The sequence below is a fragment of the Novosphingobium sediminicola genome (genome assembly GCF_014196525.1).
Taxonomy (GTDB): domain Bacteria; phylum Pseudomonadota; class Alphaproteobacteria; order Sphingomonadales; family Sphingomonadaceae; genus Novosphingobium; species Novosphingobium sediminicola.
Map to the genome: position 1 here is coordinate 26175 of NZ_JACIDX010000005.1, position 26689 is coordinate 52863.

The window sequence follows — 26689 nt, forward strand, 5'->3', positions numbered from 1 at the left end:
GCGATGGAGCCTGTCCCCTCCCTCTGGCAAGCCACCGCCCCCGCTTTTACCGGCGGGCAGGCGGGCGGCGTCGAAGGCCGCTATGATGTGGCCGTGATCGGGGGCGGGTTTACCGGCCTTTCGGCGGCGCTGGCGCTGGCGCGGGGCGGAGCGCGGGTGGCCCTGCTGGAGGCAGGCGCGGTGATCGGGGCGGCATCGGGGCGCAATGGCGGCCAATGCAATTCGGGCACCGCGCATGATTTCGGGGCTCTTGCCTCGGCGCACGGCGTGGACAAGGCGCGGCGCTGGTATCTGGCCCATTGCGACGCGGTGGACACGGTCGAACGCCTCGCCCGCGAGGAAGGCATCGACTGCGATTTCCGCCGCGCAGGCCGCGCCAAATTGGCCGCCAAGCCGGAGCATTTCACCAAGATCGAAGCGGCCTACAAGCTGCTCTCCTCCGAGGTGGACCCCAATGTTTCGCTGGTGGACGCCGATGGCCTGGCTCAGGAAATCCGTGCCGATGGGTTCTATGGCGCACTGATCCAGCATACCAGCGCGCAATTGCATGTGGGCCGTTTCGGGGTGGGCCTTGCCCATGCCGCCGCCCGCGCGGGCGCGCATATCTGGGAACAGGCGCCCGTTACCGGGATCAAACGTGAGGGCGCAGCCTATCGCGTGGAAACCTCGCGCGGCGCTATATCGGCATCTCAGGTGCTGGTCGCCACCGGCGGGGCCAGCCCGCAGGCGCCCTTCGGCTGGTTTCGCCGCCGCATCGTCACCGTGGGCAGCTTCGCCATCGCCACAGCCCCGCTCGACGCCGCGCTGGTCGACTATCTGTTTCCCGGCCGCCGCAATTACGTCACCAGCCGGATCATCGGCAACTACTTCCGCCTGACCGCCGACAATCGGCTGGTGTTTGGCGGGAGGGCGCGCTTTGCCCTGTCCAATCCGGCCTCGGATCTGAAGGGCGCGGATATTCTGGAAAAGGCCATGATGCGCCTGTTTCCCGATCTGGCAGGCACGCAAATCAACCACCGCTGGGGCGGCGCGATCGACCTGACGCAGGATCGCCTGCCCCGCGCGGGACAGCATGAAGGCCTGTATTACGCCATGGGCTATTCAGGCCACGGGGTGCAGATGGCCACCCATATGGGCGGACAGATGGCCAAGGTGATGGGCGGCGATGCCGATGCCAATCCCTTTGCCGATCTGAATTGGCCCGCCATTCCCGGCCATCTGGGCAAGCCATGGTTCCTGCCCTTTGTGGGCGCCTATTATCGCGTGCTGGATTATTTCCAATGATGGACTTTTCACGCCGCGCCATGATGTTGGGCGGATTAAGCGCGGGTCTGATCGGCATGCCCGCGATGGGCGCCTCCCTGCCCAAACGCGGCGGTTCGATCCGCGTGGCCACGCAATCGGTCTCCACTGCCGACACGCTCGATCCGGCAAAGGGCGCGCTGTCTACCGACTATGTGCGCCATTACATGCTCTATTCGGGCCTGACGCGGATCGGGCATGACCTGCTCGCACATCTTTCACTCGCCGAACGGCTGGAGAGCGCCGACCGCATCACATGGCATGTCGCGCTGCGCCGAGGCGTGCATTTCCATCATGGCGGCGAACTGACCAGCGCCGATGTCGTCTTCTCGCTGCTGCGCCATAAAGACCCCAAGCTGGGCAGCAAGATGGCCAGCATCGCCGGGCAATTCGTCGATGTGCGCGCCGATGGCCGCTATGGCGTGACCATTCGCCTGTCGGGCCCCAATGCCGATTTGCCCGCCATGCTGGCGCAGTCGCATTTCCTGATCGTGCGCCATGGGGCCGATCGGCCCGACGGCAATGGCACGGGCCCGTTCCGTCTTGCCGATTTCAAACCGGGCATCCGCACCGTGGTGGTGCGCAATCCCGACTATTGGGTGCCGGGCAGGCCCTATCTCGACCGTATCGAGCTGATCGCCATTCCCGATGAGGTCAGCCGGGTCAACGCGCTGCTGGCGGGCGATGTGCAATTAGTAAACGCAGTGGCGCCGCATTCCACCCGGCGCGTCGAGGCATCGCCCACCCATGCCATCGCCACCGCGCCTTCCGCGCTTTATTCCAATCTGATCACCCGGATGGATCGCCTGCCCAGCGGCAACCCCGATTTCATCGCCGCGCTCAAACATCTGATCGACCGACCGCTGGTCAAACGCGCGCTGTTTCGCGGCTATGCCACCATCGGCAATGATCAGCCGATCCCGCCGTTCCACCCCTATTACAACCCCGCCATTCCCCAGACCGCCCTTGATCTGGACCGGGCGAAATGGCATGTGCAGCGCGGCGGGTTGCAGAATGTGCGCCTGCCTATCTTTTGCGGCCCGGCGGTCGAAGGCTCGGTCGATATGGCCTCGGTGCTTCAGGAATATGGTGCGCGCGTCGGCCTCGATCTGGCAATCACGCGGGTGCCCTCGGACGGATACTGGTCCACGCACTGGATGCGCCATCCGCTTTCCTTTGGCAGCACCAATCCACGCCCGACCGCCGATCTGATCTTCTCGCTCTTCTATAAATCCGACGCCGCATGGAACGAGACGGGATGGAAAAACCCGCGCTTCGACCAACTCCTGCTGGCCGCGCGGGGCGAGACCAACGAGGCGAACCGCAAGGCCATGTATGGCGAGATGCAGCAGATCGTGCATGACCGATGCGGCTCGATCATCCCGGTCTTCATCAGCCTGATCGACGGCCATGACCGGCGGTTGCAGGGGTTGAACCCGCTGCCGATGGGGGGATTGATGGGCTATCAATTTGCCGAACACGTATGGTGGGCGGCATGAGCGGGGCCAAAACCGGAAAGGCCAGCCTGTGGCCCATGCTGATCCGGCGGGTGGGATCGGCTCTGCTCACGCTGCTGCTGGTCTCTATGGTGATTTTCGCCATTGCGGGCCTGCTGCCCGGCGATGCGGCACAGGAGGCCCTTGGCCAGTCGGCCACGCCCGAACAGGTGGCCGCGCTGCGCCACGAGATGGGCCTCGATCAGCCCGCCCCGGTGCGTTATGCGCATTGGCTATCGGGCATGGTTCGGGGCGATGCGGGCCAATCGCTGGTCGCCGGGATGCCGGTGGGCGCGATCATTGCCGAACGCCTGCCCAACACGCTGATGCTGGCGGGGATGACGGCGGTGCTGGCGGTGCCTCTGGCCTTGGTGATGGGCATTACGGCGGCAATCCGGCGCGGCACATGGATCGACCGGGCGATCAACCTGGCGTCCCTGTCCATGGTGGCCCTGCCCGAATTTCTGGTGGCGACGGTGGGCGTGCTGATCTTTTCGGTCAAGCTCATGTGGCTGCCCTCGATCGCGATGGTTTCGGCCGAGGCGAGCTGGAGCGACACTTTGCGCTCCTGCGCGCTGCCGATCCTGTCGCTGACGGTGGTGGTGGTGGCGCAAATGGCGCGCATGACCCGCGCGGCCATCGCGGACCAGCTTGACCGGCCCTATGTCGAAATGGCGCGTTTGAAGGGCGCTTCGCTCTCGCGCGTGGTGCTGGGCCATGTGCTGCCCAATTGTCTGGGGCCGATTGTGAATGCGATGGCGCTCTCGCTCTCCTATCTGATGGGCGGCGCGATCATTGTCGAAACGATCTTCAACTTTCCGGGCCTTGCCAGCCTGATGGTCAATGCCGTGACCAGCCGCGACATGCCCTTGTTGCAGGCCTGCGCGATGATCTTCTGCTCGGCCTATCTCCTCTTGATGCTGGTGGCCGATATGGTCGCGCTGCTGGCCAACCCAAGGTTGCGTGCGCAATGAAACGCTCGATCTCCCTTTTGGTCGGGGCTTTGACCAGGGCGCCTCTGGCCACGCGCGTTGCGGCTGGATTCGTCGGCTTCTGGCTGGTGCTGGCCGTGGGCGGACCTTGGGTTGCGCCGCATCCGGTGGGCGCCTTTGTGGATCAGGACGTGTTTTCCGGCCTGTCCGCGCGCCTATGGCTGGGCAGCGACTATCTGGGCCGCGATGTGTTTTCGCGCCTGCTCTATGGCGCGCGCTATACGGTGTTTCTGGGTCTGGGCGCGGCGCTGCTGGCGGCCTGCTGCGGCACGGCCCTCGCGCTCTGGGCCACCTTGTCGGGCGGGGCGATTGATGAAGTCATCTCGCGTCTGATGGACACGCTGATCTCGATTCCCTCCAAGATCCTCGCATTGGTACTGGTGGCGGCCTGCGGCTCGTCCTTGCCGCTCCTGCTGCTGATCTGCGCGCTGACCTATGTGCCGGGCAATTTCCGCATTGCGCGCGCGCTGGCGATGAACCTTGCCGCGCTGGATTTCGTGGCGGCGGCCCGCGCGCGCGGCGAGCGCAAATTCGCCATCGCGCTCCACGAGGTGCTGCCCAATATGGTCCACCCCTTGCTGGCCGATCTGGGCCTGCGGTTTGTGTTCGTGGTGCTGCTGCTCTCGGGCCTGTCGTTCCTTGGCCTTGGGGTGCAGCCGCCCTATGCCGACCTCGGTTCGCTGGTGCGCGAAAATATCTCGGGCCTCACCGAGGGCGCGCCCGCCATTCTTGCCCCGGCGCTGGCGATTGCGGTGCTGACCGTGGGGACCAACCTGTTGATTGACGCCCTCAAGCCCGAGGACAAGCGATGAGCGCCCCCCATATCGAAGTTTCCGGCCTGACCGTGGCGGTGGGCGATGTGCCGATTGTTTCAGACATTTCCTTTACCGTGCCGCGCGGACAGGTTCTGGCGCTGATCGGCGAATCCGGTTCGGGCAAGAGCACGACCGCGCTGGCCCTGATGGGATGGTGTCGCCATGGCGGGCGCATCGCGGAAGGCACGATCCGCGTGGGCGGCATGGTGATCGAGGGCAAGAGCGAGGAAGCGCTCTCCGCCATCCGGGGCCGCCACATCGCCTATATCGCGCAGAGCGCGGCGGCGGCCTTCAACCCCTCGCGCCGGATCATGGCGCAGGTGATCGAACCGGCCCTGATCCACCGCATCATGACGCGCGAGGAGGCCGAGGCCAAGGCGGTTGACCTGTTCCGCGCGCTGGCCCTGCCCTCGCCCGAAACCATCGGGGATCGCTATCCGCATCAGGTCTCGGGCGGGCAATTGCAGCGTCTGATGGCGGCGATGGCGCTGATCACCGATCCCGAACTGGTGATCCTGGACGAGCCGACCACGGCGCTGGATGTGACCACCCAGGTCGAAGTTCTGAAATGCTTCAAGGCGGCGCTGGCGCAGGCCAATCATGGCCGGGGCGCCACTGCGATCTATGTCAGCCATGACCTTGCCGTCGTGGCCCAGATGGCCGACCGCATCGCCGTGCTGCTCAAAGGACGGCTGGTGGAGGAAGGCCCGGCCGAGCAGGTGCTGACCGCGCCGCGCGATGCCTATACGCAGGTGCTGGTCAATGCGCCCCATCCGGTGCCTGCCGCGCCGGTGGGTGATGATGGTGCGCCGGTGCTCTCGGTGCGGGGGCTGACGGCGGGCTATGGGCGTGTGGTTGATGGCATGCCGCAAATCCCGGTACTGCGCGATGTGGCGTTTGATCTGCCGCCGGGCGGCGCGCTGGGCATCATTGGCGAGAGCGGATCGGGCAAATCGACGCTGGCGCGTGTGATCGCCGGGCTGCTGCCCGCCGCGCAAGGCGAGGTCCTGCTGAACGGCAGCGCCCTGCCGCCACGGCTGGAAGATCGCAGCCTCGATCAATTCCGCACCGTGCAGCTGGTGTTTCAAAACGCCGATACCGCGCTTAATCCGGCCCATAGCGTGCGGCGCATCCTTGCCCGCCCCTTGCAGCATTACCACGGGTTGACCGGCGCGGCGGCGGATCGACGGGTGGCCGAATTGCTGGACCTGACGCGCCTGCCCGCCGAGGTGATCGACCGGCCGGTGACGAAGCTGTCGGGCGGCCAGAAGCAGCGCGTCAACCTTGCCCGCGCGCTGGCGGCCGAACCCAAGGTGCTGCTCTGCGATGAAGTGACCTCCGCGCTCGATACGGTGGTGGGCGCGGCGATCCTTGCGCTGATCGAGGATCTGCGCCGCGATCTGGGGCTGGCCACGGTGTTTATCAGCCATGATATCCATGCCGTCTCGGCGCTGTGCGACAAGGTGCTGGTGCTTTATGGCGGCACGCCGGTGGAACTGGCCACGCGCGCAGCGTTCAATGGCCCGCGCCATCATCCCTATACCAGCCTGCTCCAATCCAGCCTGCCGACGATGGACCGCGCATGGCTCGACACCACGCGCCCACCGATCCTGCGCGGTTTCCGGGTCGAGGGCCTTTGCCCGTTTCAGCCGCGCTGCGCCGATGCCGTCCCCGGCCTGTGCGATGCCGTGCCCGCGCCCTTGCGTGAGGGCGACGGCATGCGCTGGCTGTGCCACCATTCCCCCAGCATCAAGGAACCTGCATGACCGCCCGTTTCCGCCGCCTTGTCGAAACCGACCGGCCCCCGGTCAGCCTGACCATTGATGGCGTGAGCGTGACCGCGCTTTTGGGCGATACGCTGATGGTGGCGATGCTGACCAATGGCGATGCCCTGCGCACCAGCGAATTTGCGGCAAGCGAACCGGCCGCCCCTGAGCCCAGTGATGGCCGCCGCGCGGGCTTCTGCCTGATGGGCGCCTGTCAGGACTGCTGGGTCTGGACCGCGTCGGGCGCACGTCTGCGCGCCTGTTCGACGCCGGTACAAAACGGCATGACCATTTCCACCCGGCAGCCGGAGGCCACATGGGCGAACATCGCGTAATCATCGTCGGCGCGGGCCCTGCCGGGGTGCGCGCGGCGCAGGCGGTGGTGCGCGCCGGCTTGCGCCCAATTGTCATCGATGAGGCCTCCCGCGCCGGGGGCCAGATCTATCGCCGCCCGCCGGAAAACTTCAAACGCGACCACGAAGCGCTTTACGGTACCGAGGCAGCGCGAGCCCGCGCGATCCATGAGGATTTCGCCGCCCTCCTGCCCCATATCGACTATCGCCCCGAAACGCTGGTGTGGAATGTGGCCGAAGGTCATGTCTGGGCCGCGCATGAAGGCGAGACGCAGGCGATCCCCTATAACGCGCTGATCGTGTGCAGCGGGGCGAGCGACCGCGTCGCCCCGATCAAGGGCTGGCAGGCGGCGGGGTGCTATTCGCTGGGCGGCGCGCAGATTGCGCTCAAGGCTCAGGGCTGCGCCATCGGGCATAGGGTGATTTTCCTCGGCTCCGGCCCGCTGCTCTATCTGGCCGCCGCGCAATATGTGAAGGCGGGAGCAGAGGTTGCCGCCGTGCTGGACACCTCGCCTTTCTGGCTGAGGGTGAAGGCCGCGCCGAAACTGGCCGCGATGCCCGAACTGCTGTGGCAGGGGGTCAAGCTGCTGCGCGATCTGAAGCGCGCGGGCGTGCCGGTGCTGACGGGCGTGACGCCGGTGGAAATCGAGGGCGATCCCCAGAACGGCGTTTCGGGCGTGACCGTGCGCCACAAGGGCGCGGTCAGGCATTTCGCGGGCGATGCCGTAGCGATGGGCTGGCATGTGAAACCCGAGGCGCAGATTGCCGATCTGGCCCGCGCCACTTTCGCTTTTGATCCAGCCACGCGCCAATGGCTGCCCCAGACCGATGCCGATGGGCGGGCGGGCAATGCGCTCTACCTTGGCGGCGATGGTGCCCGCGTGCTGGGCGCGCGCAGCGCCGAGGTGACGGGCGAGTTGGCCGCCATGGCGGCGCTGGCCGATCTGGGCCTGACGGTGGATGCGGATCGCCGCCGCTGGTTGCTGGCCGAAAAGGCCAATTACGCGACCTTCGCCAAGGGGCTGGCGCAGGCTTTTCCATGGCCGCATGAACTGGTCGCCGCGATCCCTGACGACGCCATCGTCTGCCGCTGTGAGGCCGTGACCGCCGCCGCCCTGCGCGCCAGCGTGAGCACCGCCCACGCACAGGAAGCCAACCGCGCCAAGGCCTTCAGCCGCGTCGGCATGGGCCGTTGTCAGGGGCGCTATTGCGGCCATGCCAGCGCCGAAATCATCGCGGCGGCGCGCGCCGTATCGCTGGAAAAAACCGGCCGCCTGCGCGGGCAGGCCCCGGTCAAACCCATTCCCGTGAGCCTGAAGCGGAACGACATATGAGCCAGATCCACCAGAGCGATGTCGCCATCATCGGCGGCGGTTTGATGGGATGCAGCGCGGCGTTCTTTTTGCGCCAGCGCGGCCTGTCGGTCACGGTGCTGGAAACCGACAAGGTGGGGCGGCAGGCCAGCGGAACCAATTTCGGCAATGTCCGCCGCCAGGGCCGACCGATCTTTCAGCTTCCCCTTGCCAATCGGGCGATCCGTATCTGGCGCGATTCCCCTCAATTGCTGGGCTCGGATGTGGAATATCTGCAAAGCGGTCATATCCGCGTGTGCTTTCGCGAGCGCCCGGAAAACATCGGCAAGATGGAGGAATATGCCGCCCTTGCGCGTGAGGAAGGGCTGGATCTCGAATTGCTGTCCGCCAATGCCTTGCGGGAGAAATTCCCGTGGCTGGGGCCGGACGTATTGGCCGGGTCTTATTCGGCCAGTGATGGCCATGCCAACCCGCGCCTTGCCGCGCCTGCCTTTGCGCGGGCGGCGGCGCGGCTGGGGGCGTCCATCGTCGAGGACACCAAGATTGTCCATGCCGAGAAGGTGGGTGAAGATTTCCGCCTGACTGCCAGTGATGGCCGCCAGTTTGCCGCGCCCATCCTGCTGATTACGGCGGGCGCATGGGCGGGCAAAATCGCAGGCTGGTTTGGCGAGGACATCCCCCTCACCCCGCGCGCGCCGACGATGAGCGTGACGGAACCTGTGCCTTACGCCATCGCGCCCGCCGTTGGCGTGATGACGCCCGAAGAGGTGGAAACCGTCTATTTCCGGCAGGTGGCGCGTGGCAATATCGTGCTGGGCGGATCGACGCGGGCGCAGTCCTATCCCGACGACTATCGCTCCTATGTCCTGCCGCAAAACACGATGACGCAGTTTGAGCATCTGCGCCGTCTGGCCCCCGCTCTGGCCAATCTGCAGGTGATCCGCGTGTGGAGCGGGATCGAGGGCTATACCGATGACGCCCTGCCGATCATGGGGCCGAGCGCGAAGGTCTCGGGCCTGTTCCACGCTTTCGGCTTTTCGGGCAGCGGGTTTCAGATCGGGCCGGGCGTGGGCGAAACCATGGCCGAATTGATCGCCACGGGCGCGACCGATATTCCGCTGGAGCATTACAGCGTGACGCGGTTTGCCAAATAAGTAAGGGGCAAAGGTAACGAACCTTTGCCCCCTTTTCGTTACAGCCCGATCAGAACCGTCTTGCTCTTGCAGCTTGCCAGATAGGCCTCGCGCCCCAGATCCTTGCCCAGCCCCGATTGCTTGAAGCCGCCGGTGGGCAGGATGAAATCGTCCGAGCGGCCATAGCGGTTGACCCAGACCGTGCCTGCCTCAAGCGCCCGCGTGGCGCGGATCGCGCGGCTCAGGTTCTGCGTATGAACCCCCGCCGCCAGACCATAGCGCGTGCCATTGGCCAGCCCATAGGCTTCCTCATCATCGGCAAAGCTCTGCACCGTCAGCACCGGGCCGAAGATCTCGCTCTGCACGGCGGTGGCGTCGGCGGAAAGGCCCGCGATCAGCGTGGGTTCGTAAAAAGTCCCCGCCCGTTCGACCCGCGCCCCGCCGGTGATCGCCTCGCCACCCTCGGCGCGGGCAGTCTGCACGATGGCGTCGATGCCCGACAATTGCTTTTCCGAAACGATCGGCCCCATGGTCGTGCCATCGGCCCATGTCTCGCCCAAACGGTGGGCGCGGAACAGGGCGGCGATGCGCTCGGTCACTTCATCGGCTACCCCGGCCTCGACCAGCAGGCGCGAACCGGCGACGCAGACCTGACCGGCGTTAAGCGTGATCGCGCGGGCGACAATCGCGCAGGCCTTGTCCATATCCGCGTCGGCAAAGATGATCTGCGGGCTTTTCCCGCCCAGTTCCAGCGTGCAGGGCTTTGGCCCGGTGGCGGCGCAGGCGCTCATGATCGCGCGGCCCGTGGCGGTCGATCCGGTAAAGCTGACCTTGCCCACCTGCTCGGCGCGGACAAGGCCGTCGCCAATATCGTGGCCCATGCCCTGAACCACGTTGAAGATGCCCGCAGGCACCCCTGCCGCCACCGCCAGTTCGGCCAGACGCACCACCGAGAAAGGCGTAAGTTCGGAAGGCTTCAAAACCACCGCATTGCCCGCCGCCAGCGCCGGACCCAATTTCCACGCCGCCATCACCAGCGGCAGGTTCCACGGCGCAATCGCCCCCACTACTCCATAAGGCTCATTGGCGGTGAAACCAAAACGGTCATCGGCGGTCGCCCCCACCTCCCCCCCGTGCTTATCGGCAAATTCGGCGAAAAAGCGGATACATTCGGCGGTATAGGGCAGATCCCATGCCAGAATCTCGGCCAGCGTCCGCGTCGAGCCGACCGCTTCCAGCGGGGCCAGAACCGCGCGGTCGGCATCAATCGCATCGGCCCAGCGGCGCAGGATGCGGGCGCGTGCGCGCGGGTCCATCCGGCCCCAACCGCTGCTTTTCTGCGCCGTGGCGGCATCTTCTGCCGCTTGGCTCATCTGGTCCATGCTGGCCGCGTGCAAGGGCGAGAGCAGAGCGCCATCGGAAGGCCGCAGCACATCGAACACCACGCCAGCGCCCAGAATTTTGCGCCCACCGATGAAATTGGCCGCCAGATCGGGCCGGATGGAATCGGGGTTGAAGGCAATCGTCATGGGGCATGGCTCCGCAGTGGTTCTTCGGGGGTTCTGGGGGCAAGATTATTGCCCTGCGGCAGAATCGACTGGGCAAAGCGGGCCGCTCAACGCCATAATCTTCTGATCTTATGCATAAGGCGGCAGCCTATTCCATTCGCGCGGCGCTAACCCATTATCAGAACTGGCGCATCCCATCCCCTGTGGATGCGCCGACACACCAATCCGGTTGGTGGGGCAAAGAGAAGGAGTGCGGCGATGGGCGAGCTGGTGACCAGCGGCGTGAGTTTTCGAGCGATGCGGCATGAGGATATCGAGCGTGCGGTGGAAATGTCGCGCGCACTGTTCTGGCCGCACCGCGAAGAGGACTGGGCGCTGTTCCTGGCATTGGGCGACGGCATCGTGGCGCAGGTCGATGGACAGGTGATCGGCACCATCATCGGCTTTCCCTATGGCGAGCGCGTCGCCACGCTGGGCATGGTGATCGTCGATGATGCGCATCAGGGCAAAGGCTATGGCCGCCAGTTGATGCAGGCCATGCTGGACCACCTGGGCGACCGGACCGTGCTGCTGCAGGCCACAGTCGAGGGCGCGCCGCTGTATGAAAAGCTGGGCTTTGCCGATATCGGCACGCTGTATCAGCATCAGGGCACGATCCCGCTGGCCCCGCTGGCCGCGCTGCGCAGCGGCGAGCGCATCCGCCCGCTCGGCTCATCCGAACAGACGCCGGGCGAATTGTACGGCAAAGCCACCGGCAGCGACCGCCACGCCATGATGCGCGCGCTGACCGCGCAGGACAGCGCGGTGGTGCTGACCCATGACGATATTCCGGTGGGCTTTGCCCTGCTGCGCCGCTTTGGCCGTGGATGGTCGGTTGCGCCCGTCGTGGCCCCCGACAGTGATGGCGCCAAGGCGCTGATCCTGCACTGGCTGGCCCAGAATGCGGGCAATTTCACCCGCCTCGACGTAACCGAAGAGAGCGGACTTTCGCCATGGCTTGAAGGGCTTGGCCTGCCTCGCGTCGATACGGTACGCATGATGGCGCGCGGGCCTTTGCCGGAAACTTCGGGCGATGCCACGCTCTTTGCTCTCACCACCCAAGCACTGGGGTAAACCATGCAACTTTCCGATTCCACCCTATTGAAGCAGGCCGCGCTGATCGGCGGACAATGGCTTGGCGCCTCCTCGCGCGATGCGTTGGCGGTGAAGGACCCGGCCAGTGGCGCGGTGCTTGGCGCGGTGCCCGATTGCACGGGCGACGACACGCAGGAGGCGATTGCGGCGGCCAATGTGGCATGGCCGGCATGGCGCGCGCGCACGGCGGGCGAACGCTGCGCGCTGCTGGAGGCATGGCATGCGCTCGTGCTGGCCAATCTGGACGATCTGGCCCTCATCATGACCGCCGAACAGGGCAAGCCGCTGGCCGAGGCGCAGGGCGAGATCCGTTATGCCGCCAGCTTCATCAAATGGTTTGCCGAGGAAGGCCGCCGCACGGGCGCGCGCAATGTCGTCTCGCCCGAGCGTGACCGGCGCGTCATCGTGCTGACTGAGCCGGTGGGTGTTTCCGCCGCGATCACGCCGTGGAACTTCCCCGCCGCGATGATTACGCGCAAATGCGCGCCCGCGCTGGCCGCCGGTTGCCCGGTGGTCATCAAGCCATCGGAAATGACGCCCTTTACCGCGCTGGCGCTGGGCGAACTGGCGATCCGCGCAGGGTTCCCTGCGGGCGTCATCAATATCGTGACGGGCCTGCCCACGGCCATCGGCGCGGCGATTACCGGCAGCCCGCTGGTGCGCAAACTGTCCTTCACCGGATCGACCCGCGTGGGCGCGCTGCTGCTGGAACAATGCGCCAAGACCATCAAGCGGACCAGCATGGAGCTGGGCGGCAATGCGCCGCTGATCGTCTTTGCGGACGCGGATCTCGATCTGGCGGTGAAGGCCGCGATGGCATCGAAATTCCGCAATGCGGGACAGACCTGCGTCTGTGCGAACCGGATGCTGGTGGCCGATGAAATCTATGACGCCTTTGCCGAAAAGCTGGCCGCTGCGGTCGCCCAATTGAACGCCGCGCCGGGGATGGAGGCCGATTCCACCGTTGGCCCGCTGATCAATGCCGCCGCCGTCGAGAAAGTCAGCGCCCATCTTGAAGACGCCTTGAGCAAGGGCGGCAAGATCCTTGGGCATGGCAAGGGGCGGAGCGATGATCGCTTTGTCCGCCCAGTCATCATCGGCGACGCCAATCCCGACATGCGTCTGGCGTCAGAGGAAACCTTCGGCCCCCTCGCCCCGCTGTTCCGCTTTACCAGCGAGCGGCAGGCGATCGAGATGGCCAATGACACGCCCTTTGGCCTTGCCGCCTATTTCTACACCCGCGACCTCTCGCGCTCGTTCCGTGTGGCCGAGGCGCTGGAGGCCGGGATGATCGCGCTGAACACCGGCGGGATCGCGATGGAAATGGCGCCCTTTGGCGGGGTCAAGCAATCAGGCCTTGGCCGCGAAGGCGGGCATCAGGGCATCGAGGAATATCTGGAAACCAAGGCCTTCCACATCGGCGGGCTGGAATTGGGGGCATAAGACCCATGCGCAATTACAAGATCGCCGTCATCGCCGGGGACGGCATTGGCAAGGAAGTCATGCCCGAGGGCCTGCGCGCGCTGGAAAAAGCGTCGAGCGCCTATGGTTTCGGGCTGGACCTGCAAGTGCATAATTTCGCCGACTGCGATTACTATGCCCAGCATGGCCGCATGATGCCCGAGGATTGGAAGGATCAGATCGGGCGCCCCGATGCGATCTTCTTTGGCGCGGTGGGCTGGCCCGCAACGGTGCCCGATCACATTTCGCTGTGGCAATCGCTGCTGCAATTCCGCCGCGAATATGACCAGTATGTCAACCTGCGCCCCGTGCGCCTGATGCCGGGCGTGCCCTGCCCGCTGGCGGGCCGTGAGCCGGGCGACATCGACTTCTGGGTCGTGCGCGAAAACACCGAGGGCGAATATTCCAGCGTCGGCGGCCATATGTTCCCCGGCACCGAGCGCGAGATCGTCATTCAGGAAACCGTGATGACGCGCCAAGGCGTCGACCGCGTGCTGCGCTTCGCCTTTGACCTGGCGCAGAAGCGGGAGCGCAAGCACCTGACCAGCGCGACCAAATCGAACGGCATCGCCATCACCATGCCCTTCTGGGACAAGCGCGTGGAAGCCATTGGCGAAGAATTCCCCGATGTGAGCCATGACAAGTACCACATCGACATCCTGACCGCGCAATTCGTGATGAACCCCCAGCGTTTCGACGTGGTGGTGGCCTCCAATCTGTTCGGCGATATTCTGTCGGACCTTGGCCCGGCCTGCACCGGCACCATCGGCATCGCGCCGTCCGGCAACATCAACCCCACCGGCGAACACCCCAGCCTGTTCGAGCCGGTCCATGGTTCGGCCCCCGATATTGCGGGCAAGGGCATTGCCAATCCGGTGGGCCAGATCTGGTCGGCCGCGATGATGCTTGAACATCTGGGCGAGGCGGAAGCAGCGGCAGGCATCATGCGCGCCATCGAGCATGTGCTCTCCACCCCCTCGGGCCGCACCGGCGACTTGAGGGGCAGCGCCAACACCGTGGAATGCGGCAAGGCGATTGCGCAAGCCATCGGCTGAACCACGGCATAAAATGCCGCGCCCCTGCCCCTGTTTGGCGAAACACGCCTGAACCGCTAGCATAGGTTTGCCTCATGACCGAAACCCTGACCAACCGCTCGCTGATCGACCTTGACCGCGATCACCTGATCCACCCGGTGGCCTCTTTCCGTGGCCATGAGGCGCATGGCGCGCGCGTTTTGGCCAGCGGGGACGGCATGTGGCTGACCGATATAGAGGGCAAGCGCGTGATCGACGCCTTTGCCGGCCTGTGGTGCGTCAATGTCGGCTATGGTCAGGACAGCATTGTCGAAGCCGCCGCCGATCAGATGCGCCGCCTGCCCTATGCCACCGGCTATTTCCACTTTGCCAGCGAACCGGCGATCCGGTTGGCGGCAGAATTGACCGCGCTGACGCCTGAGGGCCTCAATCACGTCTATTTCACGCAAGGCGGTTCGGAATCGGTGGACAGCGCGGTGCGCTATATCGTCCACTATTTCAACGCCATCGGCAAACCGGACAAGAAAGAGTTCATCGCGCTCGAATGGGGCTATCACGGCTCCTCGGCAATGGGCGCGGGTCTGACGGCGCTGGCCAATTTCCATCGCGGTTTCGATCTGCCCTATAAGTGGCAGCACCATATCGCCTCGCCCTATCCCTATCGCCACCCGCAGGGCCATGACGATGCCGCCGTGATCGCCAGCACCATTTCGGCGCTGGAGGCCAAGGTGGCGGAAATCGGCGCGGACAAGGTTGCCGCCTTCTGCTGCGAGCCCATTCAGGGCAGCGGCGGGGTGATTGTACCGCCGGTGGGCTGGTTGAAAGCCATCCGCGAGGCTTGCGACCGGCTGGGCATTCTGCTGCTGGTCGATGAAGTCATCACCGGCTTTGGCCGCACCGGCCCCCTGTTCGCCTGCGAGGCCGAGGGCGTGACCCCCGATTTCATGACCACCGCCAAGGGTCTGACCGCAGGCTATGCCCCGATGGGCGCGCTGTTCATGGCCGACCATATCTATCAGGCGATTGCCGATGCCAGCCCGCTGCCGGTGGGCCATGGCGGCACCTATTCGGGCCATCCGGTCTCGGCAGCAGTCGGGCTGGAAGTGCTGCGCCTCTATCGCGAGGGCGGCGTGCTGGCCAATGGCGTGATGGTGGGCGAACGCTTTGCCGCGCGCATGGAGGCGATCCGCAGCCACCCGCTGGTGGGCGATGTGCGCTATCGCGGCCTGCTGGGCGCAATCGAGCTGGTGGCCAACAAGGACACCAAGGAACCTTTCGCCGCCGATCTGAGCATTGGTGATCGCCTCTCGCAGATGACATGGGACAATGGCGTGATCGCGCGCTGTTTTGCCAATGCAGTGATCGGCTTTGCCCCGGCGCTGACCTGCACGCCCGACGAAATGGACATCATCTTCGACCGCGTGCAATTGTGCCTCGACCAACTGCTCGATCAGGCCGATATTCGCGCCGCAATCGGCCAATAAGAGGAAAACGCCCCATGATGCCCGGCCCCAAACTCGACCGCATCGATCTCAAGATCCTTGCCAAGCTGCAACAGGCCGGGCGCGTCACCAATGTCGAGCTGGCCGATGCGGTGGGCCTATCGCCCTCGCCATGCCTGACGCGGGTGAAAAGGCTGGAGCAGGCCGGTTATATCACCGGCTATGGGGCGCATTTGAACCTTGGCAAGCTGGGCGAGTTTCTGACGGTTTTCACCGAGGTCACGCTGTCCGAACACCGACGCGGCGACTTTTCGCGCTTTGAAAGCCGGATCGTGAAACTGGACGAGATCGTCGAATGCCATCTGGTGTCGGGCGGCTATGACTATCTGCTCAAATTCGTCACGCGCGGCGTGTCGCATTACCAGTCGATCATCGAAGGGATGCTGGAAAGCGATTACGGGATCGAGAAATATTTCTCCTATGTCGTGATCAAATCGCCCTTCATCAAACATCACTTCCCGATCCAGAGCCTGTTCGGCAACACGGTTTAAGGGCCTCATACCATGACGGACATAGCTGCGCTCTTGGCGCCATTGGTGGCGCTGCGCCATGATATCCATGCCCACCCGGAACTGGGCTTTGCCGAACATCGCACGGCGCGGGTAATCGCCGATGCGCTGCGCGCGGCAGGGCTGGAGGTGCATGAGGGCATCGGCGGCACCGGCGTGGTGGGCGTTCTGCACCATGGATCGAGTTCACGCACCGTGGGCCTGCGCGCCGATATGGACGCGCTGCCTATCGATGAAAAAACCGGCCTGCCCTATGCCAGTCGTCACGAGGGATGCTTTCACGGTTGCGGCCATGACGGGCATGTGGCGATGCTGCTGGGCGCGGCCCAGGCGTTGGCCGCCGATCCTTCGGGCATCGACGGCACGGTCCATTTCATCTTCCAGCCTGCCGAGGAAGGGCAAGGCGGCGCGCGCGCGATGATCGAGGACGGCCTGTTCGAGCGCTTCCCCTGCGACCGGGTCTATGCGTTGCATAACTGGCCCGCCCTGCCCGCCGGAACGATTGCCACCCGCGTGGGCGCGATCATGGGCGCGGCGGACAAATTCCACATCACCCTGCGCGGGCGCGGCGGCCATGCTGCGGTGCCACATGACACGAATGACACGCTGCTGGCCGCAGCATCGCTGGTGCAGCAATTGAACACGATCATTGCCCGCAACGCCCCCGCCAGCGCAAACGCTGTGCTCTCGGTCACACAGATCCACGGCGGCCACGCCCACAACGTCATCCCCGGCGAGGCGATGGTGGCGGGCACCGTGCGCACATTCGACCCCGCCGTTCAGGACCGCATAGAAGAACGCATGCGCCAGATCATCGCCGGGATCGAGGCCGGTTTCGAGGTCAGCGCCGAACTGGACTATGACCGCTATTACCCCGCCACGATCAATGACGCCGATGCCGCAGAGGACGCGCTGACAATCGCGGCGACAGTCGGCACGGCGCAACGCGCGCCCGAACCTGCGGCGACGTCCGAGGATTTTTCCTTCATGCTGCAGGCCCGCCCCGGCGCCTATATCTGGCTGGGACAAGGCGCGGGCGAGAACCCGCCGCCGCTGCACAATCCGCATTATGATTTCAACGACGCGGTGCTGGAAACCGGCCTGCGTCTCCATCTCGCGCTGGCCCGCCATTGGCTGGCCCCGCAGGAGTGATGACCATGACCACTTGCCCCTCCTTCATCGACATTGCCGCCTTTGCCCAAACCGCCAAACCGGGCGCGGACCCGTTTGGCGCGGATGCGGCGCTGCTGCCCCTGCGCGGCGGGCCGGTTGAATTGCTGGCCAGCGTCCTTTCTGGCAAGGGCAGCGCCGAGACACAAACCGGCGACACGATGCTGATCGTGGCCGAAGGCGAAGCCCGGATCACCGCAGGCGGTCAGACGCACGCGCTGGCCAAGGGCGAAAGCCTCGTCCTCTCCGGCCCGCAAGGCTTTGAGTGGAGCGCGGACAAGGCCCGCATCGTCACCATGCGCTATACCGGCGGCGCAGGCGAAGCAGCGGGCGTCACCGCCATCGATCCAACGACCGAGCGCGTCCCCTCAGGCGCACCTCTGGCCGAATTGCTGATCGGCCCCACGCCGCAATGCCATAATCACACCCAGTTCCTGTCCGCCGATGGCGAGTTCATGGTCGGCGTCTGGGATTCCAGCCCGTATCACCGCCGCGCGATGCCCTATCGCCACTTCGAACTGATGTATCTGCTGGACGGCAGCGTGACCTTCATCGACGAGGAAGGCCGCGAGGGCACCTTCCGCAAGGGCGACCTGTTCCTTGTCGAACAGAACGCGCAATGCAGTTGGGAAAGCCGCGAGGACGTAACCAAGATCTTCGCGATCTATCGCCCCAAATAAAGCGTATGGGGCCTAGTGTTCGCCCAGAACCCGCGCCTTCATGCGGTGCAGCCCCATCCACATGCCCACCACCACCATGGGCACCATCACGCCCATGATCTCGGCCGCCGGGAAATGTTCGAAACGATGCTCGGCGGCTTTGAGCATATAGCCGATCAGGCTGATGCCATAATAGCTGAGCGCGACGACCGAGAGACCCTCGACCAGTTGTTGCAGCCGCAATTGCAGGCTCGATGAGCGCTCCATCGAGCGCAGCAATCGCCCGTTCTGGTTCTCGATGCGCGTTTCGACGCGGGTGCGCAGCAGCGATGTGAAATGCGCCGCCCGCCCGGTCAAATCCTCCAGCCGCCGCGAATAGGCCTGCGCGGTGCGGATCGCGGGCAGCAGGCGGCGCTGGGTGAAATCCTCAAGACTGGGGTGGCCGGGGATCGGGCGCGGGGCCAGCCCGGCCAACCGCTCCTCAACCAGTTGCGCATAGGCGGAGGTCGCGCTCATCCGGTAATGCGTCTCGGTCGATAACGACATCAGATCGAGGCTGAGTACAGAAACCCGTTCGAGCAGCGCATCGTCGGTCGTATCGGGATTGGCCACATCGGCGGCCAGTTCGCGCAAGGTTGCCTCGGCCGCGTCCAGCCTTGGCCAATAGGCCTGCGCCACCGGCAGGCCCATCAGCGCCAGATTGCGGTAATTGCCAAGCTCCTGAAACCTTTGCAGCAATCGCGCCAGATCGGCAGGCGCCGCGCCATTGGCCGAAACCAGCGCAATGCCCAGCCCCTCGGCCCCGATGCGGAAATCCGACCACAGCCGCACGCCGGACGCGCCGATCATACAGGAAACGAGATCCGAGCCGACAAAGCCCATCTGCGGCAAAAGGTCGCGCGCCTGCGCCTGGTTTTCGACGACATGAATGCGGGTGGCACGTATGGTCTGGCCTGGAAAACGCTCGATCCATGCCAGCGCATCGGCAGGATCAGCGTGGGGTTCGTGCATGAACAGCGTGATGCCGCAGGCCTCGCTATGCTGTTCCCAAACAAAGGAAATGCCGGGGCCAAGCTCGCCCTCGGCATGGCGCGGATTGTCCGATTGGCCGAGCCAGTTTTCCAGCATCGCCCTTTGCCCTGCCCGCTCCTCGGGCGAGACAAGGCGCAGCACCTGAAGGATCTGTGTCGGCGCATGGATCGCGGGCCAGCGCCGCAGATGCATCTCGCCCACCACCTGCCGCCGAAGCGGATGTTCGTCGAGCCTCATTCACCCCTCTCCCCTAATGCGGCGATTATCCCCTGCCCCAGCGACAGGCCGCCATCATTGGCCGGCACCTGTTTGTGGGCCACCGGCACCATGCCCCGCGCGCGAATTTCCCGGCGCAGGGCGGCCAGCAGCACCCGGTTCTGCATCACCCCGCCCGACAGGATGACATGCCCGCCCGGCGCACCCGCAGCAGCCGCCTGATGCGCCAACGCCCTTGCCAGTGTGGCGTGAAACCGCGCCGCAATCCGCCCCGGCGCCACGCCCGCGTCCAAATCACCCAGCAGCGCCCGCCACAATCCGCTCCACTCCAGAGCAGGCGCAACATCCCACGCCGCCTCGTCAAAGGGCCTCGCCAAGGCTTCGAGCGCCATGGCAGCCTGCCCCTCATGACTGATCCGCGCCGGATAGATCCCCAGCGCCGCCGCCGCCGCATCAAACAACCGACCTGCCGATGAGCATGGCGGACAATTCGTGCCGCTGTCGATCATGCTTTCGGCCAAGCGCAACCGGGCCTCATCGGGCAGATGCGCGATGACCGGCCCCGCCGCCGCGCGCCAATCCGCCCCGAACGCGACACGCAAATGGGCCAGCAGATTGCGCCATGGCTCCTTCATCGCGGCGGCCCCGCCGACCAACGGCACCGGAGCGAAACCGCCCACACGCTCCACCCCGCGATAGCCCCCGCGTAGCGCCTCGCCGCCCCACAGCGCCCCATCCGGCCCCAACCCCAGCCCGTCGAGCAACAGGCCGACATGCTGTCCATCCTGCACCCCGTTATCGGCCATACAAGCCGCCATATGGGCATGGTGATGCGCCACACGGACCAATGCCGCGCCCGTCTCCTGCGCGATCCGCTCGCCCATCTGGGTGGAGAGGTAGCCGCCATGGGCATCTACCGCGACGATCTCTGGCGTGAAATCGAACAGGCGGCGATAGAGATCGAGCATCGCCCGATAATCCCCCAGCGCCGCTGCCTGCTCCAGATCGCCGATATGCGGGCCGACCATCGCCTCGCCGCCCCGGATCAGGGTGAAGGTCGCCTTCAACTCGCCCCCGCAGGCCAGCACCGGCGGCAGGTCATCGAAGGGCAGCGCAATGGGCGCGGGCGCAAACCCGCGCGCGCGGCGGATGGGGATGGGCGCGCCTGCCTCGTCCATGGCCAGCACGCTGTCATCCAGCCGGTTCTCAATGGCGCGGTCATGCATCACAAACGCGTCGGCAATCCCGGCCAAAGTCTCCCGAGCCTGCGCATTGTCGATCACCTGCGGCTCGTCGCTGCGGTTGCCCGAGGTCATCACCAAAGGCCCGCCAAATTCGGCCATCAGCAAATGATGCAAGGGCGTGGCGGGCAGCATCACCCCCAGATGATCCTGATCCGGGGCCAGAGCATCAGGGACCGCCCCCCGGCGAGGCAACAGCACAATCGGCGCCGCCGCGCTTTCCAGCAGGGCCCGCGCCGGGGCGCCAACCTCGCACAGGTCCTCTGGCCGCGCGGTCATCACGGCAAAGGGCTTGGCATCGCGCGCCTTGCGGCGGCGCAATTCGGCCACCGCCTGCGCATTCATCGCATCGCAGGCCAGATGAAACCCGCCCAGCCCCTTGACCGCCACAATCGCCCCGGCGCGCAGCAATTGCACTGCCGCAGCGATAGGCTCCCCCTCCGCCCCCTCGATCCACAGGTGCGGCCCACAGGCGGCGCAGGCAATCGGCTGGGCATGAAAGCGCCGGTCCGCCGGATCGCCATATTGCGCGGCGCAGGCCTCGCACATCGGGAAATCCGCCATGCTGGTCTGCGCCCGGTCCCACGGAATGGCGCGGGCAATGGTCAGGCGCGGGCCGCAATGGGTGCAATTGGTGAAGGCATAGCCATGCCGCCGCTCTGCGGAATCGCGGATTTCGGCCAGACAGCCCGGACAGGTTGCCGCGTCGGGCGGGATGGCGGTGGTGGTCGCGCCCTGCCCGCTCTCGACAATCCGAAACGCGCCCCAGCCTTGCCCCTCCAGCCCGCACACCTCGATTCCCACCACGCGGGCCAAGGGCGGCGCCTCATCCCGGATGCGCCGCGCCAGTTCGTCAAGCTCCGCCTCATCGCCCCATGCCGCGATGCGCACGCCCTGCCCATCATTCGACACCTCGCCCGTCACGCCCAATTCGCGCGCCAGACGCCAGACGAAGGGGCGAAAACCCACACCCTGCACCGTCCCGCGCACGCGGATACTAAGCCCTTTGGCCGACATCAATGCACCGTGCAGACCATGCAGGGATCGAAGCTGCGCACGATATGCTGGACCGATACCGGCTCTGTCTCGCCCGCACGGATGGGCGCGCCGACCAGCGCCTGCTCCAGCGGGCCGGGGATGCCTTGGGCATCGCGGGGGGAGAAGTTCCAGGTCGTCGGCGCGATGATCTGGTAATGGCTGATCCGCCCGCCATCCAGCCGCAACCAGTGGCCAAGGCTGCCCCGCGCCGCCTCGGTCAGGCCCATGGCGTCGCCTGTGTCCAGACGGGACCGCGTGTCCTGAAAAGGGGCCGAAGGGTCGATGGCGGCGATCCAGTGCTCCATCGCCATCACCACCAGCGCCACCTCGACGATCCGCGCCACCACGCGAGCCTCGACGCTGGCCCCGTCGCGCGCGACATAATCGCGCAGCAAGGGATGGCCCGCCACCAATTGCCGCGAGAGCGCCCCCACCTCGGCCACATTTCCGCCAAGGCGCGGGGCCTTGCACCAGCTATAGGCGTCGGGGTTGCCCATGTCGGGCTTGGGGGCGGCGTGGCGCGGCGCGCCGCCATCACCGGCATACCATGCATGCGACACATCCTCGGCAATCGCGCCAATGGGCAAAGGCCCCGCCGCACCAATCCCGGCATCGAACATCCCGCGCGGAAACAGCGGACCATCCCCGCTGGCATAGGCGCCAAAGGCGATATGACGCAGGCGCGTCACCCCGGACCGCGCCAGATCGAGCCTTTGCGCAATGGTCAGGAAATGGGCGAAATCGCCCCCGCGCCCCTGCGCCCAATCATAAAGCGCATCGCGGCTGGAAATCGCGGCCACGGCCTCCAAAGGCGCGGCAAACAGGGTATTTTCGCAAAAGGCGCGAAAGCCCGACAGCATCAGCCGCAACCGCGCCTGTTCAGCCCGCGTGATAGCCCGCGTCGATCCGCCCGGCTGGATGGAGAGCGTATGGGGCCATTTTCCCGCCAGCACGCCCATCATATTCATCAACCCGGCCCGCGCGGGCAGCATCTGGGTCGCCGCGCTGCCTTTCAGCGCCGTGAAACGCTCCGCCGCCGCCTGATGCCATGGCTCGCCCGCATAAGCGGCGCGGGCGAAATCGGGCATGAAGAACAGATAGAAATGGGTGATATGGTCCGCGATATTTTCCACCGCATGGACCAGATTGATCGCATGCTGACCATTGGCGGGGGGCAGGCGCCGCTCCAGCCCGGCGGGGCGCACCCCGGCCAGCGCGCGCGCCGCCGCCACGCTTTGCGACACCGAACAGATGCCGCAGATGCGCGGCGCATAGGTCAGTGCGTCCGCCGCAGGGCGCCCCACCAGCATCGCCTCAAACCCGCGATAGAGCGGCGAGGTGACACGCGCGCCCTCGACATGATCGCCCGCAATGTCGAGCCGTACCTCAAGATCACCCTCCACCCGGTTGAACGGGCCGAGGATCAGGCGCGATGGCTTCTCGCTCATGCGCCCTCCTTGCGCCGGTCGCGGGGCAGGATGGCGGGGGTGGGCCTTGCGGCATTTTCCTTCAACCGGCGCGGCGTGGCGGCCTTGGACAGGCTGGCCAGCGCGACGAACCATGCCTTGGGCATATCGGTGGGCAATCCGATGGGGATGCCGCTGATTTTGGGCGTGGTCGAAAAACTGTGGCCCGGCTCTTCAAAGCCCGGCGCGGTACAGTTGATGCAGGGGTATCCCCCCGTCAGGCATGAGCCCGACCCGTTCCACGCCCGCGTATTGCAATCGGCGCGCGCCTGCGTGCCCTTGCAGCCAAGGTTTTCCATCATGCAGCCAAGGTCGCCCAGTTCCTCGGCGCTGGCCTTGAACTCATAATATTCGTTGCGAGCGCAGCCGTGGTGGACCAGTTGCGATGTATAGGCCAGCGGGCGCTCCCATTCGTCGAGGTCGGCGGCGGACAGGGTGCCGCCCGCCAGTTGCAGGATCGTGTCAACAAACCACCCCGGATGGATCGGGCAACCGGCGATATTGATAACCGACAACCCGCCCCGCGCGCGAAATCCCGCGCCCAGCAGGCCCCCCGCCCGCGTGCCGTCATAGGCAAGGCCGCCCGCCTCCACCGCATTGCCGCCGCCCGCCGTGATCCCGCCAAAGGCCGCGCAGGAGCCGACCGCAATGACATGGGTCGCATGTTGCGCAATCGCGCCGATCATGTCGCGCATCGGCCGCCCGGTGCCCGCCATCAGGTGAAATCCGCCGGTGCCATTGGGCCCATGGATCACCGATCCTTCGAGGCAGAGAATATCGACCGGCTGTGTCCCATCGGCGGCGGCATCCAATATGGCGCGCGCCTCCGCCCCGGTCGCCTCGGAGAGCGAGGGGTGCCACAAGACCTCGACATGGGCGGCGCGCAGGGCGGTGACCAGATCAGGCTCCTGCTGGCCCAGCAAGGAGAGCGTGCAGCCCCCGCAGCCCCCTGATTGCAGCCAGATCAGGCGCAGGGGGCGCGTGGGGGTTCCGGCGGGATAGGTCATTCCTCGCCCCCTTCCGGCCCCGTCAGCGGCAGGCGCAGGGTGAACACCGCCCCGCCGCCGGGCGCATCGGCGTAGTCCAGCGATCCGCCCAATTTGCCCGCCATCGTATAGGAAACATAGAGGCCCAGCCCCGTTCCCGCGCCAATCGGCTTGGTGGTGAAGAAGGGTTCGAAGATCTTGTCCTGATGATCGCGCGCCACGCCCGGCCCGTTGTCGGCCACCGACAGGGCGATAGTGTCGCCATCCTGCGCGGCGGAAATATAGATCACCCCATCCTCGCGGTCGCGCAGCGCGTCGGCGGCGTTCTGGACCAGATTGACGAGGATTTGGTGCAACTGTCCCTTGCGGCTGGAAATCTCCAGCCTTTCGGGCAGGGCGCAGTGCAATTCAGGCGGATCGCGCAGGGCCTTCAAGACCCAATCCGCCGCCGTATGCACCAGCCGGACAAGGTTGAAACTTTCCAGCGGCTCGCGCTGGCTGGCGGAAAAGCGGCGCAGGTCCTGCACGATGTCGCGCACACGCTCCGCCCCCTCCAGCGTGCCATCGACCAGCGGACCGATGTCGGAGAGCACCCGGTCGATCTTGAGCTTTTCGCGCAGAGCCGCCAGTTCGGCCCCGCCCCGCCCGGCGTCAATCGCGGCCAGATATTGCGTGATCGCCCCGCCATAGCGTTTCAGAGCATACATATTGCCGAACACAAAGCTGATCGGATTGTTCAACTCATGCGCGACGCCCGCCACCAGACGGCCCAGCGCGGCCATCTTCTCGCTGGTCAGCAATTGCTGCTGGGTCTGGCGCAATTTGCGATGCGCCGTGTCCAGTTCGGCAAGAGCGTTTTCCAGCGCGACATTGCGCTCCTCCAGCGCGGTCTGGCTGGTGACAAGATCGGCATAGACATCATCCATCTTGCGGATGACATCGATCCACATATCCTCGCCATTCATGCCGAGGTCCGCAAGCGCGGAAACTTCCTGCACCGGATCATGCGGACAATCGACATGGGACGGATCGAACCGGCCCCCGAACCTGTCAAATCCGCCCGGCGCCATCATCGCCCGGCCATTTCACGCAAAGGATGGACATTCTCCAGCCCATAGCGTTCGAGTTTAGCCCGCAACCCGACCCGCGACAGGCCCAATTCGCGCGCTGCCTGCGATTTGTTCCAGCGATGGCGGATCAGCGTTTCGCGGATGATCCGGGCCTCCATCGCGCTGACGCGTTCTTTCAGATCGCCGGTCAGGTCGCCCAGATCGGGCATGGGTTCAGCCTGCGCCATGACCGTGCGCGCGGCGGGCACGGCGATATGGGGCGATAGCACATCCACCCCCAGCCAGCGCCCCTCCACCCCGCGCACCAACATGCGCTGGATCTCATTCTGCAACTCGCGCACATTGCCGGGCCAACCATAAGCCGACAGGCGCGCCATCGCCTCGTCCGAGACGCCCTGAACGCGCTTGCCCATGCTGCCCATCGCGCGGTCCAGCAGGGTCTGCACCAGCACGGGCAGATCGCCGGGACGGTCCTTCAGATCGGGCAGGCGTACGATCATGCCCGCCAACCGATAGAACAGATCGGCGCGGAACCGGCCCTCGCGCATTTCCTGTTCAAGATCGCGGTTGGTGGCCGCGATAATGCGCACATCCACCTTGCGCGTGCGGCCATGGCCCAACGGGCGGATCTCACCCTCCTGCAAAACGCGCAGCAATTTGACCTGAAAGGCGGGGCTGATCTCGCCAATTTCGTCAAGGAACACTGTGCCGCCATCGGCGCGCTCGAACAGGCCGGAATGATCGTCGATGGCCCCAGTGAAGGCGCCCTTTTTATGGCCAAACAATTCGCTTTCCAGCAATTCGTCGGGCAGCGCGCCGCAATTTTCCACCACAAACGCCTTGTTCCAGCGCAGCGAGCCATAGTGCAAAGCCCGCGCCGCCAGTTCCTTGCCCGTGCCCGATGATCCGATCAGCAGCACCGGCACATCAAACGGCGCCACCTGCGCCAGAGCGCCGCAGACATCATCCATCGGGCTGCCTGCGCTGCGCACGATGCCGTCGTTGAAATCATAGGCGCGGCGCACCTGCGCCTTGCGCTTGTCCACCACGGCGCTGGCGGCCTTGGGGGCCATGCGCAGTTCTACCGCCAGCAATTCATTCTCGCGCTGAAGCTGAAACAGGCGGCAGGCCGATTGCAGCGTCAGCAACAGGTGGTCGGGATGCCAGGGCTTGGTCACATATTGGAAGATGCCCGCCTGGTTGATGCCGTCGATAATGTCATGCGCATCGGCATAGCCCGAGATAATCATGCGGATCACATCGGGCCAGCGCTCCTTGACCAGCGTCAGGAACTCCACCCCGCTGCGCTCGGGCATACGCTGATCGCACAGGATCACCTGCACCCAATGCTGGGACAGCATCTCCTCGGCCTCGCGCGTGGAGGAGGCGGTCAGGATCTCGAACTCATCCTCCAAAATGCGGCGCAGGGATTCAAGGCTGCGAATCTCGTCATCGACGATAAGGATGGTGGGCAGGCCGGATTGCGTCATGGA

The 26689-nt window shown here is 65.5% G+C and carries 22 protein-coding genes; 15 read left to right on the forward strand and 7 right to left on the reverse strand.

Translation table 11 applies throughout. The features are described from left to right. Positions 1-3: 3 nt before the first annotated feature. Genes GGR38_RS07440 through GGR38_RS07475 form a run of 8 tightly spaced genes read left to right on the forward strand, consistent with a single transcriptional unit; the run spans position 4 to position 9191 of the window. Positions 4-1284, forward strand: a complete 1281-nt coding sequence (locus GGR38_RS07440; protein WP_183624154.1) for an NAD(P)/FAD-dependent oxidoreductase — start codon at positions 4-6, stop codon at positions 1282-1284. Further along, positions 1284-2801 (forward strand): ABC transporter substrate-binding protein, encoded by a 1518-nt coding sequence (locus GGR38_RS07445; RefSeq protein WP_183624566.1) that lies wholly within the window; start codon positions 1284-1286, stop codon positions 2799-2801. Before GGR38_RS07440 ends, GGR38_RS07445 begins: the two co-directional genes overlap by 1 nt. Then, the gene (locus GGR38_RS07450) at positions 2798-3772 is read left to right on the forward strand and encodes an ABC transporter permease (protein WP_246404324.1); all 975 of its coding nucleotides are present in this window, start codon (positions 2798-2800) and stop codon (positions 3770-3772) included. The genes GGR38_RS07445 and GGR38_RS07450 overlap by 4 nt, the downstream gene beginning before the upstream one ends. Further along, the gene (locus tag GGR38_RS07455) at positions 3769-4602 is read left to right on the forward strand and encodes an ABC transporter permease (RefSeq protein ID WP_183624158.1); all 834 of its coding nucleotides are present in this window, start codon (positions 3769-3771) and stop codon (positions 4600-4602) included. The genes GGR38_RS07450 and GGR38_RS07455 overlap by 4 nt, the downstream gene beginning before the upstream one ends. Next, entirely contained in the window at positions 4599-6371 is a 1773-nt protein-coding gene (locus GGR38_RS07460) for an ABC transporter ATP-binding protein (protein ID WP_183624160.1), read from the forward strand. The genes GGR38_RS07455 and GGR38_RS07460 overlap by 4 nt, the downstream gene beginning before the upstream one ends. Then, positions 6368-6706: a (2Fe-2S)-binding protein gene (locus GGR38_RS07465; protein WP_183624162.1), complete on the forward strand. Its 339-nt coding sequence runs from the start codon at positions 6368-6370 to the stop codon at positions 6704-6706. Before GGR38_RS07460 ends, GGR38_RS07465 begins: the two co-directional genes overlap by 4 nt. Then, positions 6688-8058: an FAD/NAD(P)-dependent oxidoreductase gene (locus GGR38_RS07470; RefSeq protein WP_183624164.1), complete on the forward strand. Its 1371-nt coding sequence runs from the start codon at positions 6688-6690 to the stop codon at positions 8056-8058. Before GGR38_RS07465 ends, GGR38_RS07470 begins: the two co-directional genes overlap by 19 nt. Next, complete coding sequence (locus GGR38_RS07475) at positions 8055-9191, forward strand: NAD(P)/FAD-dependent oxidoreductase (protein ID WP_183624166.1); 1137 nt, start codon at positions 8055-8057, stop codon at positions 9189-9191. Before GGR38_RS07470 ends, GGR38_RS07475 begins: the two co-directional genes overlap by 4 nt. A gap of 38 nt (positions 9192-9229) precedes the next feature. Here the strand turns inward: GGR38_RS07475 and GGR38_RS07480 are convergent, their stop codons facing one another. Continuing rightward, positions 9230-10699 (reverse strand): aldehyde dehydrogenase family protein, encoded by a 1470-nt coding sequence (locus GGR38_RS07480; RefSeq protein WP_183624168.1) that lies wholly within the window; start codon positions 10697-10699, stop codon positions 9230-9232. Positions 10700-10936: 237 nt separating this feature from the next. Here GGR38_RS07480 and GGR38_RS07485 point away from each other — a divergent pair, with 237 nt between their 5' ends. From GGR38_RS07485 to GGR38_RS07515, 7 genes are all read left to right on the forward strand, one after another. Continuing rightward, the gene (locus GGR38_RS07485) at positions 10937-11791 is read left to right on the forward strand and encodes a GNAT family N-acetyltransferase (RefSeq protein WP_183624170.1); all 855 of its coding nucleotides are present in this window, start codon (positions 10937-10939) and stop codon (positions 11789-11791) included. 3 nt (positions 11792-11794) lie between these two features. Further along, positions 11795-13255 carry an NAD-dependent succinate-semialdehyde dehydrogenase gene (locus GGR38_RS07490; RefSeq protein WP_183624171.1) on the forward strand — a complete coding sequence of 487 codons (1461 nt, stop codon included), beginning with the start codon at positions 11795-11797 and terminating at the stop codon, positions 13253-13255. A gap of 5 nt (positions 13256-13260) precedes the next feature. Next, on the forward strand, positions 13261-14328 hold the full coding sequence (locus GGR38_RS07495; protein WP_183624172.1) for a tartrate dehydrogenase: 1068 nt from the start codon (positions 13261-13263) through the stop codon (positions 14326-14328). Between the two features lie 74 nt (positions 14329-14402). Then, positions 14403-15791 carry an aminotransferase class III-fold pyridoxal phosphate-dependent enzyme gene (locus GGR38_RS07500; protein WP_183624173.1) on the forward strand — a complete coding sequence of 463 codons (1389 nt, stop codon included), beginning with the start codon at positions 14403-14405 and terminating at the stop codon, positions 15789-15791. A 14-nt stretch (positions 15792-15805) separates the two neighbouring features. Further along, positions 15806-16300, forward strand: a complete 495-nt coding sequence (locus GGR38_RS07505) for an Lrp/AsnC family transcriptional regulator (protein ID WP_221227038.1) — start codon at positions 15806-15808, stop codon at positions 16298-16300. A gap of 12 nt (positions 16301-16312) precedes the next feature. Beyond that, positions 16313-17470 (forward strand): amidohydrolase, encoded by a 1158-nt coding sequence (locus GGR38_RS07510; RefSeq protein ID WP_183624174.1) that lies wholly within the window; start codon positions 16313-16315, stop codon positions 17468-17470. After that, positions 17470-18168, forward strand: a complete 699-nt coding sequence (locus GGR38_RS07515; protein WP_183624175.1) for a cupin domain-containing protein — start codon at positions 17470-17472, stop codon at positions 18166-18168. Before GGR38_RS07510 ends, GGR38_RS07515 begins: the two co-directional genes overlap by 1 nt. A 12-nt stretch (positions 18169-18180) precedes the next feature. On the opposite strand, the gene GGR38_RS07520 is transcribed toward GGR38_RS07515, so the two are convergent. Genes GGR38_RS07520 through GGR38_RS07545 form a run of 6 tightly spaced genes read right to left on the reverse strand, consistent with a single transcriptional unit; the run spans position 18181 to position 26686 of the window. Further along, a complete protein-coding gene (locus GGR38_RS07520) occupies positions 18181-19416 on the reverse strand; it encodes a DUF3422 domain-containing protein (protein ID WP_183624176.1) in 1236 nt (411 codons plus the stop codon). After that, on the reverse strand, positions 19413-21653 hold the full coding sequence (hypF, locus tag GGR38_RS07525) for a carbamoyltransferase HypF (protein WP_183624178.1): 2241 nt from the start codon (positions 21651-21653) through the stop codon (positions 19413-19415). The genes GGR38_RS07520 and hypF overlap by 4 nt, the downstream gene beginning before the upstream one ends. Next, positions 21653-23122 (reverse strand): nickel-dependent hydrogenase large subunit, encoded by a 1470-nt coding sequence (locus GGR38_RS07530; RefSeq protein WP_183624180.1) that lies wholly within the window; start codon positions 23120-23122, stop codon positions 21653-21655. The genes hypF and GGR38_RS07530 overlap by 1 nt, the downstream gene beginning before the upstream one ends. Next, positions 23119-24147 carry an NADH-quinone oxidoreductase subunit B family protein gene (locus tag GGR38_RS07535; RefSeq protein ID WP_183624182.1) on the reverse strand — a complete coding sequence of 343 codons (1029 nt, stop codon included), beginning with the start codon at positions 24145-24147 and terminating at the stop codon, positions 23119-23121. Before GGR38_RS07535 ends, GGR38_RS07530 begins: the two co-directional genes overlap by 4 nt. Then, positions 24144-25199 carry a sensor histidine kinase gene (locus GGR38_RS07540; protein ID WP_246404326.1) on the reverse strand — a complete coding sequence of 352 codons (1056 nt, stop codon included), beginning with the start codon at positions 25197-25199 and terminating at the stop codon, positions 24144-24146. Before GGR38_RS07540 ends, GGR38_RS07535 begins: the two co-directional genes overlap by 4 nt. Continuing rightward, positions 25196-26686 carry a sigma-54-dependent transcriptional regulator gene (locus GGR38_RS07545; protein WP_183624184.1) on the reverse strand — a complete coding sequence of 497 codons (1491 nt, stop codon included), beginning with the start codon at positions 26684-26686 and terminating at the stop codon, positions 25196-25198. Before GGR38_RS07545 ends, GGR38_RS07540 begins: the two co-directional genes overlap by 4 nt. Positions 26687-26689: the final 3 nt, after the last annotated feature.

Bases quoted from the DNA above. Each gene is read 5' to 3' on its own strand.
- GGR38_RS07530 (WP_183624180.1), bottom strand. From the start codon at position 23,122: ATGAGCGAGAAGCCATCGCGCCTGATCCTCGGCCCGTTCAACCGGGTG.
- GGR38_RS07520 (WP_183624176.1), bottom strand. From the start codon at position 19,416: ATGAGGCTCGACGAACATCCGCTTCGGCGGCAGGTGGTGGGCGAGATG.
- GGR38_RS07535 (WP_183624182.1), bottom strand. From the start codon at position 24,147: ATGACCTATCCCGCCGGAACCCCCACGCGCCCCCTGCGCCTGATCTGG.
- GGR38_RS07485 (WP_183624170.1), top strand. From the start codon at position 10,937: ATGGGCGAGCTGGTGACCAGCGGCGTGAGTTTTCGAGCGATGCGGCAT.
- GGR38_RS07460 (WP_183624160.1), top strand. From the start codon at position 4,599: ATGAGCGCCCCCCATATCGAAGTTTCCGGCCTGACCGTGGCGGTGGGC.
- GGR38_RS07505 (WP_221227038.1), top strand. From the start codon at position 15,806: ATGATGCCCGGCCCCAAACTCGACCGCATCGATCTCAAGATCCTTGCC.
- GGR38_RS07480 (WP_183624168.1), bottom strand. From the start codon at position 10,699: ATGACGATTGCCTTCAACCCCGATTCCATCCGGCCCGATCTGGCGGCC.
- GGR38_RS07540 (WP_246404326.1), bottom strand. From the start codon at position 25,199: ATGATGGCGCCGGGCGGATTTGACAGGTTCGGGGGCCGGTTCGATCCG.
- GGR38_RS07495 (WP_183624172.1), top strand. From the start codon at position 13,261: ATGCGCAATTACAAGATCGCCGTCATCGCCGGGGACGGCATTGGCAAG.
- GGR38_RS07470 (WP_183624164.1), top strand. From the start codon at position 6,688: ATGGGCGAACATCGCGTAATCATCGTCGGCGCGGGCCCTGCCGGGGTG.
- GGR38_RS07445 (WP_183624566.1), top strand. From the start codon at position 1,284: ATGGACTTTTCACGCCGCGCCATGATGTTGGGCGGATTAAGCGCGGGT.
- GGR38_RS07465 (WP_183624162.1), top strand. From the start codon at position 6,368: ATGACCGCCCGTTTCCGCCGCCTTGTCGAAACCGACCGGCCCCCGGTC.
- hypF (WP_183624178.1), bottom strand. From the start codon at position 21,653: ATGTCGGCCAAAGGGCTTAGTATCCGCGTGCGCGGGACGGTGCAGGGT.
- GGR38_RS07500 (WP_183624173.1), top strand. From the start codon at position 14,403: ATGACCGAAACCCTGACCAACCGCTCGCTGATCGACCTTGACCGCGAT.
- GGR38_RS07455 (WP_183624158.1), top strand. From the start codon at position 3,769: ATGAAACGCTCGATCTCCCTTTTGGTCGGGGCTTTGACCAGGGCGCCT.
- GGR38_RS07450 (WP_246404324.1), top strand. From the start codon at position 2,798: ATGAGCGGGGCCAAAACCGGAAAGGCCAGCCTGTGGCCCATGCTGATC.
- GGR38_RS07440 (WP_183624154.1), top strand. From the start codon at position 4: ATGGAGCCTGTCCCCTCCCTCTGGCAAGCCACCGCCCCCGCTTTTACC.
- GGR38_RS07545 (WP_183624184.1), bottom strand. From the start codon at position 26,686: ATGACGCAATCCGGCCTGCCCACCATCCTTATCGTCGATGACGAGATT.
- GGR38_RS07515 (WP_183624175.1), top strand. From the start codon at position 17,470: ATGACCATGACCACTTGCCCCTCCTTCATCGACATTGCCGCCTTTGCC.
- GGR38_RS07490 (WP_183624171.1), top strand. From the start codon at position 11,795: ATGCAACTTTCCGATTCCACCCTATTGAAGCAGGCCGCGCTGATCGGC.
- GGR38_RS07475 (WP_183624166.1), top strand. From the start codon at position 8,055: ATGAGCCAGATCCACCAGAGCGATGTCGCCATCATCGGCGGCGGTTTG.
- GGR38_RS07510 (WP_183624174.1), top strand. From the start codon at position 16,313: ATGACGGACATAGCTGCGCTCTTGGCGCCATTGGTGGCGCTGCGCCAT.